This window comes from Amycolatopsis benzoatilytica AK 16/65, assembly GCF_000383915.1.
Taxonomy (GTDB): Bacteria; Actinomycetota; Actinomycetes; order Mycobacteriales; family Pseudonocardiaceae; genus Amycolatopsis; species Amycolatopsis benzoatilytica.
Genome location: NZ_KB912942.1, coordinates 5,383,683 through 5,398,116, shown reverse-complemented (window position 1 = coordinate 5,398,116; position 14,434 = coordinate 5,383,683). Strand labels below are relative to the sequence as shown.

General features: G+C 68.4%; 13 protein-coding genes and 1 pseudogene. 13 read left to right on the top strand and 1 reads right to left on the bottom strand.

What is annotated here, in order from left to right; all coding sequences use genetic code 11:
• The first annotated feature begins 31 nt into the window (after positions 1-31).
• Genes AMYBE_RS0124795 through AMYBE_RS0124785 form a run of 3 tightly spaced genes read left to right on the top strand, consistent with a single transcriptional unit; the run spans position 32 to position 3,839 of the window.
• Complete coding sequence (locus AMYBE_RS0124795; RefSeq protein WP_020662089.1) at positions 32-2,278, top strand: MMPL family transporter; 2,247 nt, start codon at positions 32-34, stop codon at positions 2,276-2,278.
• Positions 2,275-3,636: a peptidylprolyl isomerase gene (locus AMYBE_RS42295; protein ID WP_020662088.1), complete on the top strand. Its 1,362-nt coding sequence runs from the start codon at positions 2,275-2,277 to the stop codon at positions 3,634-3,636. Before AMYBE_RS0124795 ends, AMYBE_RS42295 begins: the two co-directional genes overlap by 4 nt.
• A complete protein-coding gene (locus AMYBE_RS0124785) occupies positions 3,633-3,839 on the top strand; it encodes a hypothetical protein (RefSeq protein WP_020662087.1) in 207 nt (68 codons plus the stop codon). The genes AMYBE_RS42295 and AMYBE_RS0124785 overlap by 4 nt, the downstream gene beginning before the upstream one ends.
• Before the next feature lie 20 nt (positions 3,840-3,859).
• Here the strand turns inward: AMYBE_RS0124785 and AMYBE_RS0124780 are convergent, their stop codons facing one another.
• A complete protein-coding gene (locus AMYBE_RS0124780) occupies positions 3,860-4,528 on the bottom strand; it encodes a response regulator transcription factor (protein ID WP_020662086.1) in 669 nt (222 codons plus the stop codon).
• Positions 4,529-4,608: 80 nt separating this feature from the next.
• Between AMYBE_RS0124780 and AMYBE_RS0124775 the strand changes: the two genes are divergently transcribed.
• The 10 genes and pseudogenes from AMYBE_RS0124775 to AMYBE_RS46800 form a co-directional block, all read left to right on the top strand.
• The gene (locus AMYBE_RS0124775) at positions 4,609-5,940 is read left to right on the top strand and encodes a sensor histidine kinase (RefSeq protein WP_020662085.1); all 1,332 of its coding nucleotides are present in this window, start codon (positions 4,609-4,611) and stop codon (positions 5,938-5,940) included.
• A gap of 190 nt (positions 5,941-6,130) precedes the next feature.
• A complete protein-coding gene (locus AMYBE_RS0124770; protein WP_020662084.1) occupies positions 6,131-7,237 on the top strand; it encodes an NDMA-dependent alcohol dehydrogenase in 1,107 nt (368 codons plus the stop codon).
• Between the two features lie 50 nt (positions 7,238-7,287).
• Positions 7,288-8,271 carry a R2-like ligand-binding oxidase gene (locus AMYBE_RS0124765; RefSeq protein ID WP_020662083.1) on the top strand — a complete coding sequence of 328 codons (984 nt, stop codon included), beginning with the start codon at positions 7,288-7,290 and terminating at the stop codon, positions 8,269-8,271.
• Between the two features lie 62 nt (positions 8,272-8,333).
• On the top strand, positions 8,334-9,356 hold the full coding sequence (locus tag AMYBE_RS0124760; protein WP_020662082.1) for an NAD(P)/FAD-dependent oxidoreductase: 1,023 nt from the start codon (positions 8,334-8,336) through the stop codon (positions 9,354-9,356).
• Between the two features lie 42 nt (positions 9,357-9,398).
• Complete coding sequence (fdxA, locus tag AMYBE_RS0124755; RefSeq protein WP_027927969.1) at positions 9,399-9,713, top strand: ferredoxin; 315 nt, start codon at positions 9,399-9,401, stop codon at positions 9,711-9,713.
• A 59-nt stretch (positions 9,714-9,772) separates the two neighbouring features.
• Positions 9,773-10,399, top strand: a complete 627-nt coding sequence (locus AMYBE_RS0124750) for an RNA polymerase sigma factor (RefSeq protein ID WP_211226850.1) — start codon at positions 9,773-9,775, stop codon at positions 10,397-10,399.
• A gap of 58 nt (positions 10,400-10,457) precedes the next feature.
• The gene (locus AMYBE_RS0124745; RefSeq protein ID WP_020662079.1) at positions 10,458-11,957 is read left to right on the top strand and encodes an aldehyde dehydrogenase family protein; all 1,500 of its coding nucleotides are present in this window, start codon (positions 10,458-10,460) and stop codon (positions 11,955-11,957) included.
• A gap of 58 nt (positions 11,958-12,015) precedes the next feature.
• On the top strand, positions 12,016-12,423 hold the full coding sequence (locus tag AMYBE_RS0124740) for an SCP2 sterol-binding domain-containing protein (protein WP_020662078.1): 408 nt from the start codon (positions 12,016-12,018) through the stop codon (positions 12,421-12,423).
• A gap of 52 nt (positions 12,424-12,475) precedes the next feature.
• Complete coding sequence (locus AMYBE_RS0124735; protein WP_020662077.1) at positions 12,476-14,122, top strand: long-chain fatty acid--CoA ligase; 1,647 nt, start codon at positions 12,476-12,478, stop codon at positions 14,120-14,122.
• A 40-nt stretch (positions 14,123-14,162) separates the two neighbouring features.
• Positions 14,163-14,321, top strand: a pseudogene (locus AMYBE_RS46800) (ATP-binding cassette domain-containing protein); the annotation flags it as partial.
• Between the last annotated feature and the right edge of the window lie 113 nt (positions 14,322-14,434).

Genomic DNA, 14,434 nt, shown 5'->3' with positions numbered 1-14,434 from the left:
TTGGCGACGGCCGACCAAGCGTGGCCTTTTCGTGGCCGTGGGCGTGCTCGCGATGGCGGGCTTCGTGCTCGGCGGGCTCGCGAAGGTGCGGGTCGAGACGAGCGTGGACTCGTTCCTGCCCACCGACGACCCGGTGGTGCGCCAGTTCGAGGCGGAGTCGGGCTCCTTCGGCGGGGACCCGATCGTCGTCCTGCTGGAGTCCGAGCAGCCGCGGGCCCAGCTCGACCAGCAGCACCTGCCGGCACTGCTCAACCTCGAAGGCCGGCTGTCCCGGCTGCCCGACGTCGCGGCCGCGTACGGTCCCGGTACCACGCTGAACCAGATCGCCGGGCGGACGCAGGACCTTCTCGCGGAGCTGTCCGGACGGCGCGACGCCGTCCGGTCCCAAGCCCAGCAGGGCAAGACCGGCAAGAACGCGGAGAAGGCCGGCGACGCCGCGGTCGCCGCGTTCGACGCCCGGTACGGGCCGCTGCTGGTGCAGGGCATGCCGGCCGGCCTCCCGACCCTGCACAATCCGTCCTTCGTGAACACGGTCGTGTACACCGGTACCGGCCAACCCCGTCCGCAGTGGCGGTTCGTCGTGCCCTCCGACCGGTCGGTGGCAATTCTCGTCCGCCCGCGCGAGGGCCTGGACCAGCAGGGCACGGAACGGCTGGTCCGGGCGGTCCGTGACGCCGTCGCGACGGCCAAGCCGGACGCGCGGCGGATCACGGTGTCCGGGGTCCCGGTCATCGCCGTGTCCCTGGGCGAGCAGGTGCAACGCGAGATCCCGTGGATCGGCGGGACCGCCCTGCTCGCGGTGGCCGCGTGCTTCCTGGCGATTCCCTGGACGCGGAAGGTGCGCCGCAGGCTGGTGCCGGTCATGACGACCGTCGTCGCGATCGGGCTGACGCTCTCGGTTTTCGGGTGGCTCGGGCGGCCGTTGTCGCTCGGCGTCGTGGCCTTCCTGCCCGTCCTGCTCGGCGTCGGGAGCTACTACCCGACCTACTTCGCCCAGCAGGCCAGACGCCGGGTGGTACTGGCAGTCGCCACCGCCACCGCCGCGGCGTTCGCGATGCTGCTGCTGTCCCCGTTGCCGTTCGTCCGTCAACTCGGTCTTGCGCTTTCGATGGGGGTGCTCATCGCCGCGCTGGTCGGCATGCTCCTCATCCGCGGTCTCTCGTTCACCGCCGAACCGGACCGGCCGCTCGATGAGACGGTCTCCTCGTCGCGCGCTGCGACGTCGCCTCGATGGGTTCGGGTCGCCGCTGGCGCCGTCGCGGGCGCGGTGGCGCTGGCCGGCTGGATGGCGCTCCCGCGGATCGAGCTGGAAAGCAACTTCCAGAGCTTCGCCGCCGGACTGGACGCGCTCACCGATGCCCAGCACGTCGAATCCGTCATCGGGTCGTCGGGCGAGGTCGCCCTCGTCCTCAACGGTCCTGATGTGCTGTCGCCCGAGGCCGTGAAATGGACCAGCGATGCGCAAGAAAGCATCGTCTCGCGACACGGTGACCAGATGCGCCCCGTCGTGTCGCCGCCGACCTTGCTGCAGTTTCTGGGCAGCTCGCCCACGGCGAGCCAGATCGCGGCCGGGGTCCGGTTGCTGCCGCCGTACCTCATGGGCGCGGTCCTGCGCAACGACCGGACCTCCGCGCTGCTGAGCTTCGGCGTGCGGATGGAAGACCTGAGCGAGCTGCGAGCCCTGCGCGACGACGTGGTGCGGCACTTGCCGCCGCCCCCGCAGGGGTATCACGTGGACCTGACCGGCTTGCCGATGGTCGCGGTCCGCGGCAACGAGCTGGTGTCGGCCGACCGCCTGCTCACCAACCTGGCCGGGATCCTGGCCGCGGGCGCGGTCCTGCTGATCGCGCTGCGGCAGCGGGCCGACGCGGCGCGCGCGGTCGCGGCGGCCGCTATCGCCACCGGTGCGGGGCTGTGCTTCCTGTGGCTGGCCGGGGTGCCGCTGAGCCCCGTCACGGCTGGCTTGGGATCGCTGACCGCGGCGGTCGGGTGCGAGTTCACGGTGCTGCTGTCGGAAGCCGCCCGCCGTCGCAGCAGGGGACTTCGGGTGTCGATCCTGCTCGCCGCGTCCACCTCCACCGTGGGGTACGCGGTCCTGGTGCTGTCCAAGCTGGCCGCCGTACGCGAGTTCGGCATCCTGCTGGCTGGCTCGGTCGTGCTGGCGTTGCTGTCCGCGGGCTGCGTGGTGTGGCTCTGGCCACCGCGTGACCGCGTTGCCGGGGCGGCGACGCCCGTTCCCGAACCTGTCGGACGAGTCGTGGTGGAGGCGGGTCGATGAGCCTGCGAGTCGAACGCGAGAAGAAGACTGACGACGAGGAGGCGACCGTGAAGACTTCGCGGCCCAGCACGATCGAAGACGAGGAAGTCGACGCCGACCTCCCAGAAGGCCGCGAGGAGGCGGAAGAACCAGCCGAAAGCGACCCCGCGTCCGACTCATCTGACTCATCTGACTTGGACGAAGCCGACGAGCCTGCCGAGGACGAGGACGCCGAAGCCGGGCCGCGGAAACCGAAGGCCGGTCTGAAGGGCGTCATCCGGGACAGGCTGCCGAAAACCCGCAAGATGCGCGTCATCCTGCTCGCGGTCTTGCTGCTCCTGGCGGGCGGCGGAGCAGGCGGCTACGTCTGGTACGACTCCCAGCGGCTGCCGGCCGGCGCGGCCTTCCGCGTCGCGGGCCGCACGGTCACCGCCGACCAGCTCAGCGGTGTCCTCGAGACCTGGCGGGCCATGTACGGGGTCCAGCCGCCGCAGGACGAAGCGACCCTCGGCAAGTTCCGCAAAGACTCCGCCAAGGCGTACGCGGTGAGCCTGATCCTGCAGAAAGCCGCGCGAGACCGTGGAATCGTGATCGGTGACAAGGTGGCGCAGGACGCGCTGGCCCGGTTGATCTCGCGGCAGCTCGGAGACGGGACGGAAGCGCACGACAAGTTCGTCCAGCAGCTGGGCAACGTCGGCACGTCCGAACCGGCCGTGCTCGAGGAAATCAAGCAGCAGATGGCTCTCTCTCAACTGTTCGACGCGGTGGCCAAGGGATCCGGCGAGGTCAGCGAGCAGGAAGTGAAGGACGCTTTCGCGACGCGAAAGGACCAGCTGGGCACTCCGGAGCAGCGCAAGATCGGCAACATCGTGGTCCGGACGAGGGGAGAAGCCGACCAGGTGATCGCCGACCTGGCGCACGGAGCGACCTTCGAAACCGTGGCCCAGCAGCGCAGCATCGACACCGCGACGCGCGACCGGGGCGGCGACCTCGGCACGCTTTCCCGGCGCCAGCTGCAGGACGACTACGGGAAAGCGGCATTCGGCGCGGCGACGGGGACGGTCTTCGGCCCGGTGCAGAACCAGTTCGGCTGGAATGTCGGACGGGTCAATGAAGTGACGGCTCCGGTGCCGGCGACTTTCGACAAGGTGCACGACAATCTCAAACAGCAGCTGCAGATGGAAAAAATGCTCGCAGTGTGGCGTTCCTGGCTGGGAGAGCAGATCAAGGGAGCCGACGTGGAGTACGCGGACGAGTACCGGCCGGACAATCCCGACGCCGCACCGGACGTGACGCCCGGCGAGAGCCCGGTGACCGGTCAGCAAGGCGCGGCGAATCCGGGCGGGCCTTCACAAGGACAGCCGGTTCCTTCGCGATGAGTACGGCCGTCCCGTTCCTCGTCCTGGCGGTTCTGCTCGTCCTTCTGGGACGGTGGGGCAGCGTGCGCGCACTGGATCTGGTGCCGGCGAACCTGCCGATGGCCGAGCGCGAGCGGCGCGCGAAAGTCGTCCGCCGAGGCGCGGTCAGCGCCTACACGGTCGCCGCCGTCTTCGTCGTCATGTCGGTTGCCGCGCTCTTCTAGCCGGCGGGCGCCGCGCCTGGTCAGCCCAGGCTCGGCGCCTCCTTGCCGAGCAAGCCGTAGTGACCGGCCATGCCGGCGGCGACGATCCGGTTCGGAGCCCCCAGCTTGTTCAGGAGCGAGGCGACCAGGCGCTTCGCTGTCCGCTCGGAAACCAGCATGCGTTCGGCGATTTCGGTGGTCTCCAAGCCGCGGGACAACAGCACCCACAGCCGAATCTCTTCCACCGCCAGCGGACCGAAGATCTCCTCCGGCGGCCGCCGCACCGCATCGAGCAACGCGGTGAACAAGGTGTCCTCGACCACTCGGAAGCCGGCCGCCACGGACAGCAGGGGAGCGACGAGCACATCCGGATCAGCCGATTTCGGCAGGAATCCGTCGGCACCGGCCCGGAGAGCTTCTTCGGCGAGCTTCAGGTCCGACGTGCCCGACAAAGCGAGGACTTTCGTGTCGGGATGGCGGGACTTGATGTGGCGGATCGCCGGAATCCCGTTGACGGGCGGCATCGCGAGATCGACTATCGCGATGTCGGCGCCGCACGAACCGACGAGCGAGGCCGCTTCCTCCGCGCGGTTCGTCGTACCGCCGATCTCGAACCGGTCACCGGCTTTCGCCTTGAGCAGCAGAGCTAGCCCCTGAGTGAACAGGTCGTGGTCATCGACAAGCACCAGAACGAGTTTGTCGTCTTGCATGGCTCTCCTCATCGGAGGATGACAAAGTCACTATACGAGCCGTCAGCAGAGGCGCTGGCGGCAGCGTCGTGGAGGCACCGATGTCGACCGTACCGTGGTGGCGTTCTGTGCGGTCAAGCACGATCCTTCAGACGGAGACGTTCCGGGAGAAAGACATCCGGATCGTGGAACGGGTGCCGGCCAGCGTCCGGCTCGGCGTCGTGGTGTCCGTCGGCCTGCTCCTCGCGCTCGGGCCGGACTCCGTGCGGCACCACCTCGCGATCGGGTTGGTGTGGCTGTCTGTCGGCAGCATCTACGCGCTGATCGTCTTCTGGGACCCCACGATCGAGTTGCGCAGCATCCGGTCCGCCGCGGTGGTGACCGGTCTGGACGCGGTGCTTTCGCTGGCCATCATCGCGTTCACCGGAGGTGCCAGCAGCGTCGCGGTGTCGCTGCTGTTCCTGGTCATCGCGGCCGCGGCGATGCGATTGTCGTTCGTGGCGACAGTGGCCGTTTCGATGGCACTCGGTGGTGCCTATTTCCTGGTCGCGATGCTGATGGACGTCGGCCAGACGTCTTCGGAGACTCGCACGCAGGCCGGGTTCTGGTGGCCGGTCTACCTGGTGTTCACCGCAGCACTGACAGGCGGCTTCGCGCTGCTGACCGAACGGGCGACCCGAGCGCACAGCGCCGCCCGGGCACAGGCGGTCGCGGAACGGGCGGCGGCGGAAGAGGAACGGGACCTGCGCGCCCGGCTCCTGAAGTCTTACGAGGCCCAGGAAACCGGCCTGCACGTCATCCTGCACGAGTTTCGCACTCCCATCGCCTCGCTCAAGGCGCTGACCGACAACCTGGTCGAGCGAGCCGGCACGGCGGTGGCCGACGACGACAGCTGGACCAGCCTGCGGCTGCTGGCCGCCCACGCGGGCCACCTTTCGTCGATGATGGACGCGCTCGGCGACGTCGCCGCGAGCCGGCGCCCCACCTTCAGCACCGGGCGCCGCAGGCTCGTCGACATCAAGGAGTTCTTGCACGCGGCCGGAGACGCCGCCGGGCTGGAGGACTCCGAGCTGCGGATCACCGTCACGCCGCCGGGCGCACAGTCCCGCCTGGACGCACAACTGCTGCGACGCGTCATCACCAACCTGGTGGAAAACGCCGGACGGCACAGCCGGGGCACGCCCGTCGAGGTCGTCGCACGGCTGGGACGAGGACGGCTCCGGGTCCTGATCCTCGACCGGGGGCCGGGTTTCCCTGCCGAACTCGCGCCGGTCGTCACCGAGCGGTTCGTGTCCATCGGCGAACGCCGGGGCACCGCGGGACTCGGGCTGTGGATCGCCGACCAGATCGTCCAGTCGCTCGACGGCCGGATCCGGTTCCGGCCGCGCGCGGGCGGCGGCTTGGTCGTCTGCCTCGACGTGCCGGTCGACTGAGCACGTTTCGCCGTTCCGGCCGGGTACTTCTCGGTTTCCGACGCCTTTCTCTTCCGTTTCCGGCTGCCTGGCCCACGCGGGCAGACGGGGTTGGCCCACGCGGGCCACCGATGGCTCGCGCGATCGGTGTTCCTCGCGCCGGATCTTGTGATGATGGCTCAAGTCCTTCAGCTGTGAGGAGTTGACGTCAATGAAGACGAAGGCTGCGGTCCTTTGGGGACAGCACGAAAAGTGGCAAGTCGAGGAAATCGACCTGGATCCACCGAAGGCCGGCGAGGTCTTGGTCAAGCTGACCGCCAGCGGACTGTGCCACTCCGACGAGCACCTCGTCACCGGCGACCTGCCCTTCCCCTACCCTCTGGTCGGCGGCCACGAAGGCGCCGGTGTGGTCGAGGTCGTCGGCCCCGGCGTCACGGACATCGCCGAGGGCGACCACGTGGTGATGACCTTCCTGCCCGCGTGCGGCCGGTGTTCCTACTGCGCGCGCGGTCTGGGCAACCTTTGCGACGCGGGCGCCGCCGTAATGCTCGGCCCGCAGCTCGACAACACCTACCGCTTCCACGCCCGCGGCGAAGACGTCGGCCAGATGTGCCTGCTCGGCACGTTCTCCGAATACACCGTCGTGCCGGCGGCGTCGGTCGTGAAAATCGACGCTGGCATTCCGCTGGACAAGGCCGCGCTCGTCGGGTGCGGCGTGACGACCGGTTTCGGCAGCGCGGTCCGATCCGGCGAAGTGCGGGCCGGTGACGCGGTGGTCGTCGTCGGCGCCGGCGGGATCGGCGTCAACGCGATCCAGGGCGCCCGGATCGCCGGCGCCCGGCTCATCGTCGCGATCGACCCGGTGGAATTCAAGCGCACCAAGGCTCTCGAGTTCGGGGCCACTCACACGGCCGCGTCGATGGACGAAGCGTGGAACACCGTCAGCGAGCTGACTCGCGGCCAGCTGGCCGACGTCTGCGTGATCACCACGGACGTCGCCGAGGGCGCGCACATCACGCCCGCCCTCTCGCTCGTCGGGAAGCGCGGCCGGGTCGTCGTCACGGCCATCGGCCACCCCGACGAAACGTCGATCACGACCAGTCTCATCGAGCTGACGCTGTACGAAAAGCAGCTCCGCGGTTCGTTGTTCGGTTCGTCCAACGGCCAGCACGACGTGCCGCGGCTGCTCGAGCTCTACAACGCCGGGCTGCTGAAGCTCGACGAGCTCATCACCACCGAGTACTCCCTGGAGGACGTCAACCAGGGCTACGAGGACATGCGCAACGGCAAGAACATCCGCGGCCTCATTCGGTACTGACCCGCCCCGCTCGCCCGCAACGGCTCAACTTCTTGATGGAGGACGGTTTCATGGCTATCGAACGCAACATCGAACACGGCAAGCGCACCGGCTACGGCAGCCTGAGCGAGGGAGGTCTCCGCATGGAGTCTTTCCCGATGCGCTTGTTCCGCAAGGGGAACAAGAAGTTCTGGAACCCCGAAGACATCGACTTTTCCCAGGATGCCAAGGACTTCGCGGCGATGAGCCCGGACGAGAAGCGGCTCACGTCGATCCTGGCCGCCCAGTTCATGGCCGGCGAGGAGTCCGTGACGCAGGACCTGCAGCCGTTCACGACGGCGATGGCCGCCGAAGGCCGGCTGGCCGACGAGGCCTACTTGACGCAGTTCACCTTCGAAGAGGCCAAGCACATGCAGGCGTTCCGCCTGTGGTTCGACGCGGTCGGTCTCGGCACCGACCTCCACGAATTCGTCGAGTACAGCGACGCGTACACGAAGATCTTCACCGAAGAGCTGCCGAAATCGCTGTACGCGCTGACAACGGACCCGTCCCCGGCCGCCCAGATCCGTGCGTCCGTGACCTACAACCACGTGGTCGAAGGTTGTCTCGCCCTCACCGGCTACTTCGCGTGGGCCAAGGTGTGCAAGAGCCGCAACATCCTGCCGGGCATGCAGCAGGTCGTGAAGTACATCGGCGACGACGAGCGGCGGCACATGGCGTGGGGCACCTTCACCTGCCGGCGGCACGTCGCCGCCGACGACCGCAATTGGGACGTCGTCGACGAGCGGATGCAGGAGCTGCTCCAGCCGGCGCTGCAGCTGATCGTCGGGCTGTTCGACGCTTTCGGTGACAACACGCCGTTCGGCATCAACATCGACGAGATGACCGACTACGCGCTGGACAAGGTCAACCGCAGGCTCGGGTCGATCGAGAGCGCGCGGGGCTGCCAGGTCGAGGACATCGACGAGGACTACTCGCCGATGCAGCTCGAGGACAAGTTCGCCGCGGAAGACGAAGCGGCGGTCGAGCAGGCGCTGGCGGCCGTCGGCTCCTGACCTTTCGCGTTCTCCCCGGCAACCAGGTCGATGCCGACCTCGAACCCAAGGAAATCACCGTCATGCTGCAGGACCGCTCTGCGCAAGAAGCGAACACGAACGTCGATCTGCTCTTCATCGGCGCCGGGCCGGTGGGTCTCTTCGGCGCGTATTACGCAGGATTTCGCGGCCTGAGCATGGCGGTGGTCGACGCCCTTCCCGAGGTCGGCGGCCAGGTCCAGGCGATCTACCCGGAGAAGAAGATCTACGACATCGCCGGCCTGCCGGGCGTGCCGGGACAGGAGCTGATCGGCAACCTCGTCCGGCAGGCCGCGCCGTTCGCTCCGCGGTACCTGCTTTCGCAGCAGGTACTGCGGCTCGAGCGCCGTGCCGGCGGGTGGCGGGCCACGACGTCGGCCGGTGCGGTGGTCGACGCACGCGCGGTCGTGATCACTTCTGGCGTCGGGGCGGTCACCCCCCGGCCCATCCCGGCAGGCGAGGACTTCCTCGGTCGCGGCCTGTGCTACTTCGTCCCGAGGCTGGATGTGCTCGACGGCAAGGACGTCGTGGTGGTCGGCGGCGGCGACTCCGCCGTCGACTGGGCGCTCGCCGCGTTGCCGCGGGCGCGCTCGACCACACTCGTGCACCGCCGGCGGCAGTTCCGCGCGCACGAGCACTCGGTTCAGTTGCTCCACCAGTCCGCCTGCACCGTGCTGGTCGACGCGAACGTGACCGAACTGCGCGGACGGGACCGAGTGGAGAGCGTCGCCATCAAGGTGGCTGGTGAAGCCGAGGTCCGCGAGACCAAGGCGCAGGTTGTCGTCGCCGCGCTCGGGTTCCTGATGGACCTGGGCCCGATCAAGGAATGGGGGCTCGAACTCGATGGTCGTGCGATCCGGGTCGACAGCAGGATGCGGACCAACCTGCCCGAGGTCTTCGCGGCCGGCGACGCCGCGACCTTCGACGGCAAGGTCAAGCTCATCGCGGTCGGCTTCGGCGAAGTGGCGACCGCGGTCAACAACGCGGCCGTGGCGCTCGACCCGCGGGCCGGGCTCGCGCCGGGGCACTCGAGTGACTTGACGATTCCCGCGCCGACCGGCGCCTGAAGCACAGCGACATTCAACGAACGACCCGAGGAGGTGGAACTGATGGCTTTCGTCATCGGAGAACCGTGCGTGGACGTGAAAGACATGACCTGCATCGAGGAATGCCCGGTCGACTGCATCTACGAGGGCGAGCGCATGCTCTACATTCACCCCTCCGAGTGCATCGACTGCGCGGCCTGTGAACCGGTCTGCCCGGTCGAGGCCATCAAGCCGGCCCAGCAGGTCGACGACCGCTGGCGGCCGTTCCAGGAATCGGCGAAGTCGGCGTTCGACGTACTCGGCAGCCCGGGCGGGTCGACCAAGGTCGACGTCCCGATCGAGGACACGGAGTACGTGAAGAACTTCGAAAAGAACTAGCCGCGACACTGCGCGCTCCGGACCGGTTTCGGCCGCGGGCGGCCACAAAGGAGTTCCGGATGACGTCAATGGCGACGATCGACTGCGAACGGGTGGACCAGGCCAGAGGGCACGGCCAGGCATCCTTCGCGTCTTCCGACACGGATCCATGGTCTTTGGTCCGCGCTTCGCAAGAGGGTGACCCCCGGGCGTTCGGCCTGCTGTACAGCCGGTTCTCGGCGGATGTGTTCCGCTTCGCGCGAGGACGGCTGCGCGACGAACACGCTGCCGAAGACGTCACCAGCGAAACGTTCCTCCGCGCGCTCCGCAGCATCGGCACGGTGCGGTACGTCGGGTCCAGTGTCCGGGCATGGCTGCTGACTATTGCCCGGAACATCATCCTCGACCAGATCAAGTCGGGCCGCTTCCGGCACGAGGTGACGGTCTCCGAGTTTTCCGAGCAGGAGCAGGTCGTCCTGCTTCCGGAGTTCAGCGTTTTCTCGCAGCCGTGCCGGGACGAAATCGCCCGGCAGATGTTCGAGTTGAGCGAGGACCAGCGGATCTGCCTGCGGCTGCGGTTCTTCGACGGTCTGTCCGTGTCGGAAACCGCGGAGGCCATGCAGCGGAAGAGCAGCGCCGTGCGCGCGCTGCAACACCGCGCCGTCCGCCGGCTGGCCGAGCTGGTCGACCCGGTCGCGGTGGAGTGAAACCCGAGGTGGAACACAAGGTGCTTCGTGAACAACCCAGTCAGAAAGGCGTTCGCTGATGACGATGATGTCAGTCGGGATTCCGCCGGCGGTGGCTCCCTTCCTGGAGAACGCGGCGGCGAGCATCGTCATCGGTGCCGCGAAGACGACGGCGGCCGGTGGAGGCGAGATACCGACCACTGATCCGGCCACCGGCGCACTGCTGGCGAATATCGCGGCGGGCGGCAAGGAGGACGTGGACCGCGCCGTCGAGGCCGCGCACAAGGCATTCGCCAGCTGGCGGCGTCTCAGCCCGGCCGCGCGCGGCCGGGTGCTGCTGGACGTCGCCGACGCGATCGACCAGTACGCCGAGGAGCTGGCCATCCTCGAGACGCTGGACAACGGGAAGCCGCTCACCGAGTCGACCTACCTCGACGTCAGCCTGTCCGCGCAGATCTGGCGGTACTTCGGCGGGTGGACCACGAAGCTCGGCGGCCAGACGCTGCCGGTGTCGCCGGCGGTGGGCGAGGCGCTGGTCTACACCCAGCGCGAGCCGCTTGGCGTGGTCGGGGCGATCGTGCCGTGGAACTTCCCGTTGATGATCGCGTCGTGGAAGGTGGCACCGGCGCTCGCCGCGGGGAACACGGCGGTGCTCAAGCCTTCCGAGTTCACGTCGTTGAGCGCGCTGCGGCTGACCGAGGTCGCGCTCGAAGCAGGTCTGCCCCCGGGCGTGCTGAATCTGGTGACGGGTCTGGGACCAGAAGCCGGGCAAGCCCTCATCGACCACCCCGGCGTCGCGAAGATCTCCTTCACCGGTTCGACCGAGACGGGGCGGCGGATCGTGACCGCCAGCGCCGGGAGTTTGAAGAAGCTCACGCTCGAGCTGGGCGGGAAGTCGGCGAACATCGTCTTCCCGGACGCCGATGTCGAGGCGGCGGCGCAGGGCGCGCTCAACGCCATTTTCCTGAACCAGGGCCAGGTGTGCTGTGCGGGCTCGAGGTTGTTCGTCCACCGCGACATCCACGACGAGGTCGTGGCCGCTCTCGCCGCCGAGGCCCAGGGAATCCAGCTGGGGCACGGCCTGGACGAGGAAACCCAGATGGGTCCGTTGATCTCCGCGCGGCAGCTGGACCGGGTGGAAGGCTTTGTCGGCGAGGGCGTTCGCGACGGCGCGACTCTGGTGTGCGGCGGCGAACGGCCCGCGGGCGCGCTGGCCGGCGGGCACTTCCTCGAGCCGACGATCTTCACCGACGTGCGGGACGAGATGTCCATCGCCGCGGACGAAATCTTCGGCCCGGTGCTCTCGGTCCTGAAGTTCGACGACGAGGACGAAGCGGTGCGCCGCGCCAACTCCAGCGTCTACGGACTCGCCGCGGGCGTGTGGACCAACGACCTGAAGCGAGCGCACCGCGTCGCGCGTGATCTGGAGGCGGGCACGGTCTGGGTGAACATGTACAACATGATCGACCCGGCGGCTCCCTTCGGCGGCTACAAGTCCTCGGGCTACGGCCGTGACCTCGGCGAGGAGTCGCTGCTGGGCTACACGCAGACCAAGTCGGTCTGGATCGGGATGGACTGAACCCGCCGTCCGTCCACATTACACAGTTTTCCGCAAAAAACTCAGCGAGGAGAGCAAAATGGGTGCGTTCAAGGATGACTCCGAGGTCTACAAGTACATCGGCGGCGTCTTCGAAAACGGTCTGGCCGACCCGGAGGTGGGCCCGAAGCTGAAAGGCTCCGGTGTCGTCCTCCAGATCACCTACACCGACCCCGACTCGATCCTGACGGTCGACTTCCCCGCCGGTGAAGTGCGCACCGGCGCGAGCGACCTGACGCCGCACGTCGAGCTGTTCATGACCGCCGACACCGGCAACCGGTTCTGGCTGGGCAAGGTGAACTTGTCCGTCGCGATGGCCAAGGGACAGGTCCGGGCGAAGGGGCCGGTCTCGAAGATCCTGAAGCTCGTGCCGGCGGCGAAATCGCTGTTCCCCGCCTACGAGTCGTTGCTCGAGCGCGACGGCCGGGACGACCTGCTGAAGGCGTGAGCTAAGAACGGAGTTCCGATGACGACGTCCTCGGCGTGACGGAGGTCAAGTAATGCTCAGCACCATGCAGGGAACCCAGCTCACGGTCGCGTCGATCCTGCGCCACGGCGTGGAGGTCCACGGCGACCGGCGGGTGATCACCGCGACGGACGGCGGGTTCCGCCGGTCGAGCTACGAGCAGGTGGGCCGGAGGTGCGGTCAGCTCGCCAATGCGTTGCGCCGCCTCGGGATCGCCGGCGACGACCGGGTGGCCACGTTCCAGTGGAACAACCAGGAGCACCTGGAGGCGTACGCCGCGGTGCCCGCTATGGGCGCGGTGCTGCACCCGCTCAACATCCGGTTGTCTGCCGAGCAGATTTGCTTCATCGCCGGACACGCCGAGGACAAGGTCGTCATCGTCGACTCGTCGCTCGTGCCGCTGCTGGCCCGCGTCCTGCCCGGGCTAGATACGGTCAAAGTCGTGCTGGTCACCGGCGACGACGGTGACTTGGCAGGGCTGGAGGGCAGCGGCAAGGCGGTGTTCCGCTACGAAGACGCCCTCGCCGCGGAGTCAGCGGAGTTCGCCTGGACCGACGCGGACGAGGACGCCGGGGCGGCGATGTGTTACACGAGTGGCACGACGGGCGACCCGAAGGGAGTGGTGTACAGCCACCGTTCGCTGTACCTGCACTCGATGGCCGCCTGCACGGGCAACGGACTGGGCATCGCGGAGCAGGACCGGATCCTGCCGGTCGTGCCGATGTTCCACGCCAACGCGTGGGGCCTGCCGTACGCGGCCCTGATGGCCGGTGCGGAACTGCTGATGCCGGACCGGTTCATGCAGGCGGCTCCGCTGGCCAGGATGGTCCACACGGAACGGCCCACCGTGGCCGGGGCGGTGCCGACGATCTGGAACGACGTGCTCCTGCACACGGAGAAGGAACCCGGCCTGGACTTCTCGTCGTTGCGGCTGGTCGTCTGCGGCGGGTCCGCGGTGCCGCGCTCTCTCCTGGATTCCTTCGAGAACCGGCTCGGGGTGACCATCTTGCAGGCGTGGGGAATGACCGAGACCTCGCCGCTGGCGTCGGTGGCCCGCCCAGCGGTCACCGCGGGACCGGCCGACGCGTGGCGGATGCGGGCGACGCAGGGACGCCCGGTCTGCGGGGTCGAGATGCGGATCGTCGGCGACGACGGCACGCCTCAGCCGCGGGACGGGCAGGCCGTCGGCGAGTTGGAGGTCCGAGGCCCGTGGGTGACCGGTTCGTACTACCAGGTCGACGACGACGCGCGCTTCCACGACGGATGGCTGCGAACGGGCGACGTCGGGCACCTCAGCGCCGAAGGCTTCCTGACGCTGACCGACCGGATGAAGGACGTCATCAAGTCCGGCGGTGAGTGGATCTCGTCGGTCGAGCTTGAATCCGCCCTGGCGGGGCACCCCGACGTGTTCGAAGCGGCGGTCATCGCCGCGCCGGACGAGCGCTGGCAGGAACGCCCGCTGGCGGCTGTCGTCCTTCGCGAGGGAGCGGTCGTCTCGCCGGGGGAACTCCGATCCTGGTTGGCGGACAAGCTGCCGCGGTGGTGGCTGCCGGAGCGGTGGGCCTTCGTTGAGGAGATTCCCCGCACCAGCGTGGGGAAGTTTGACAAGAAGGTACTGCGCGGAGACCACGCGAACGGCCGGTTGAAGGTGGAGACCCTCGACTGGTCTGCCGCGCCATGAAGTTCGCTCGCGGTGCAGCCGGCTGTGCGGAGGTGAGCGCATGGCGCGCGCCGCTAGCCTCGGAGATCGAATTCGAAGACGTGACGGCGGTTCTCGGCGAAGAACCGGTGTCCGGGGGTCGGTGCCGGCGGGACCGGTCCCGGTGGTCCTCGGACCGTCGGGGTGCGGCAAGACGACTCTCCTGCGGCACCTCGTGGGTTCGCTGCCGACAGCGTCCGTCTGTTCGGACGAAGTGGCTGGTCGACGACCTCGGCCGAGCTCGGTGCACGCGACTACCGAGTCATTGATGCGGGAATTCGGCCCGGCGGCCTT

What these genes read in the sequence shown, in the direction of transcription:
- AMYBE_RS0124760 (WP_020662082.1), top strand. Translation starts at nt 8,334, where the DNA reads ATGCTGCAGGACCGCTCTGCGCAAGAAGCGAACACGAACGTCGATCTG.
- AMYBE_RS0124750 (WP_211226850.1), top strand. Translation starts at nt 9,773, where the DNA reads ATGACGTCAATGGCGACGATCGACTGCGAACGGGTGGACCAGGCCAGA.
- AMYBE_RS0124740 (WP_020662078.1), top strand. Translation starts at nt 12,016, where the DNA reads ATGGGTGCGTTCAAGGATGACTCCGAGGTCTACAAGTACATCGGCGGC.
- AMYBE_RS0124785 (WP_020662087.1), top strand. Translation starts at nt 3,633, where the DNA reads ATGAGTACGGCCGTCCCGTTCCTCGTCCTGGCGGTTCTGCTCGTCCTT.
- AMYBE_RS0124745 (WP_020662079.1), top strand. Translation starts at nt 10,458, where the DNA reads ATGACGATGATGTCAGTCGGGATTCCGCCGGCGGTGGCTCCCTTCCTG.
- AMYBE_RS0124770 (WP_020662084.1), top strand. Translation starts at nt 6,131, where the DNA reads ATGAAGACGAAGGCTGCGGTCCTTTGGGGACAGCACGAAAAGTGGCAA.
- AMYBE_RS0124735 (WP_020662077.1), top strand. Translation starts at nt 12,476, where the DNA reads ATGCTCAGCACCATGCAGGGAACCCAGCTCACGGTCGCGTCGATCCTG.
- AMYBE_RS0124780 (WP_020662086.1), bottom strand. Translation starts at nt 4,528, where the DNA reads ATGCAAGACGACAAACTCGTTCTGGTGCTTGTCGATGACCACGACCTG.
- AMYBE_RS0124765 (WP_020662083.1), top strand. Translation starts at nt 7,288, where the DNA reads ATGGCTATCGAACGCAACATCGAACACGGCAAGCGCACCGGCTACGGC.
- fdxA (WP_027927969.1), top strand. Translation starts at nt 9,399, where the DNA reads ATGGCTTTCGTCATCGGAGAACCGTGCGTGGACGTGAAAGACATGACC.
- AMYBE_RS42295 (WP_020662088.1), top strand. Translation starts at nt 2,275, where the DNA reads ATGAGCCTGCGAGTCGAACGCGAGAAGAAGACTGACGACGAGGAGGCG.
- AMYBE_RS0124775 (WP_020662085.1), top strand. Translation starts at nt 4,609, where the DNA reads ATGTCGACCGTACCGTGGTGGCGTTCTGTGCGGTCAAGCACGATCCTT.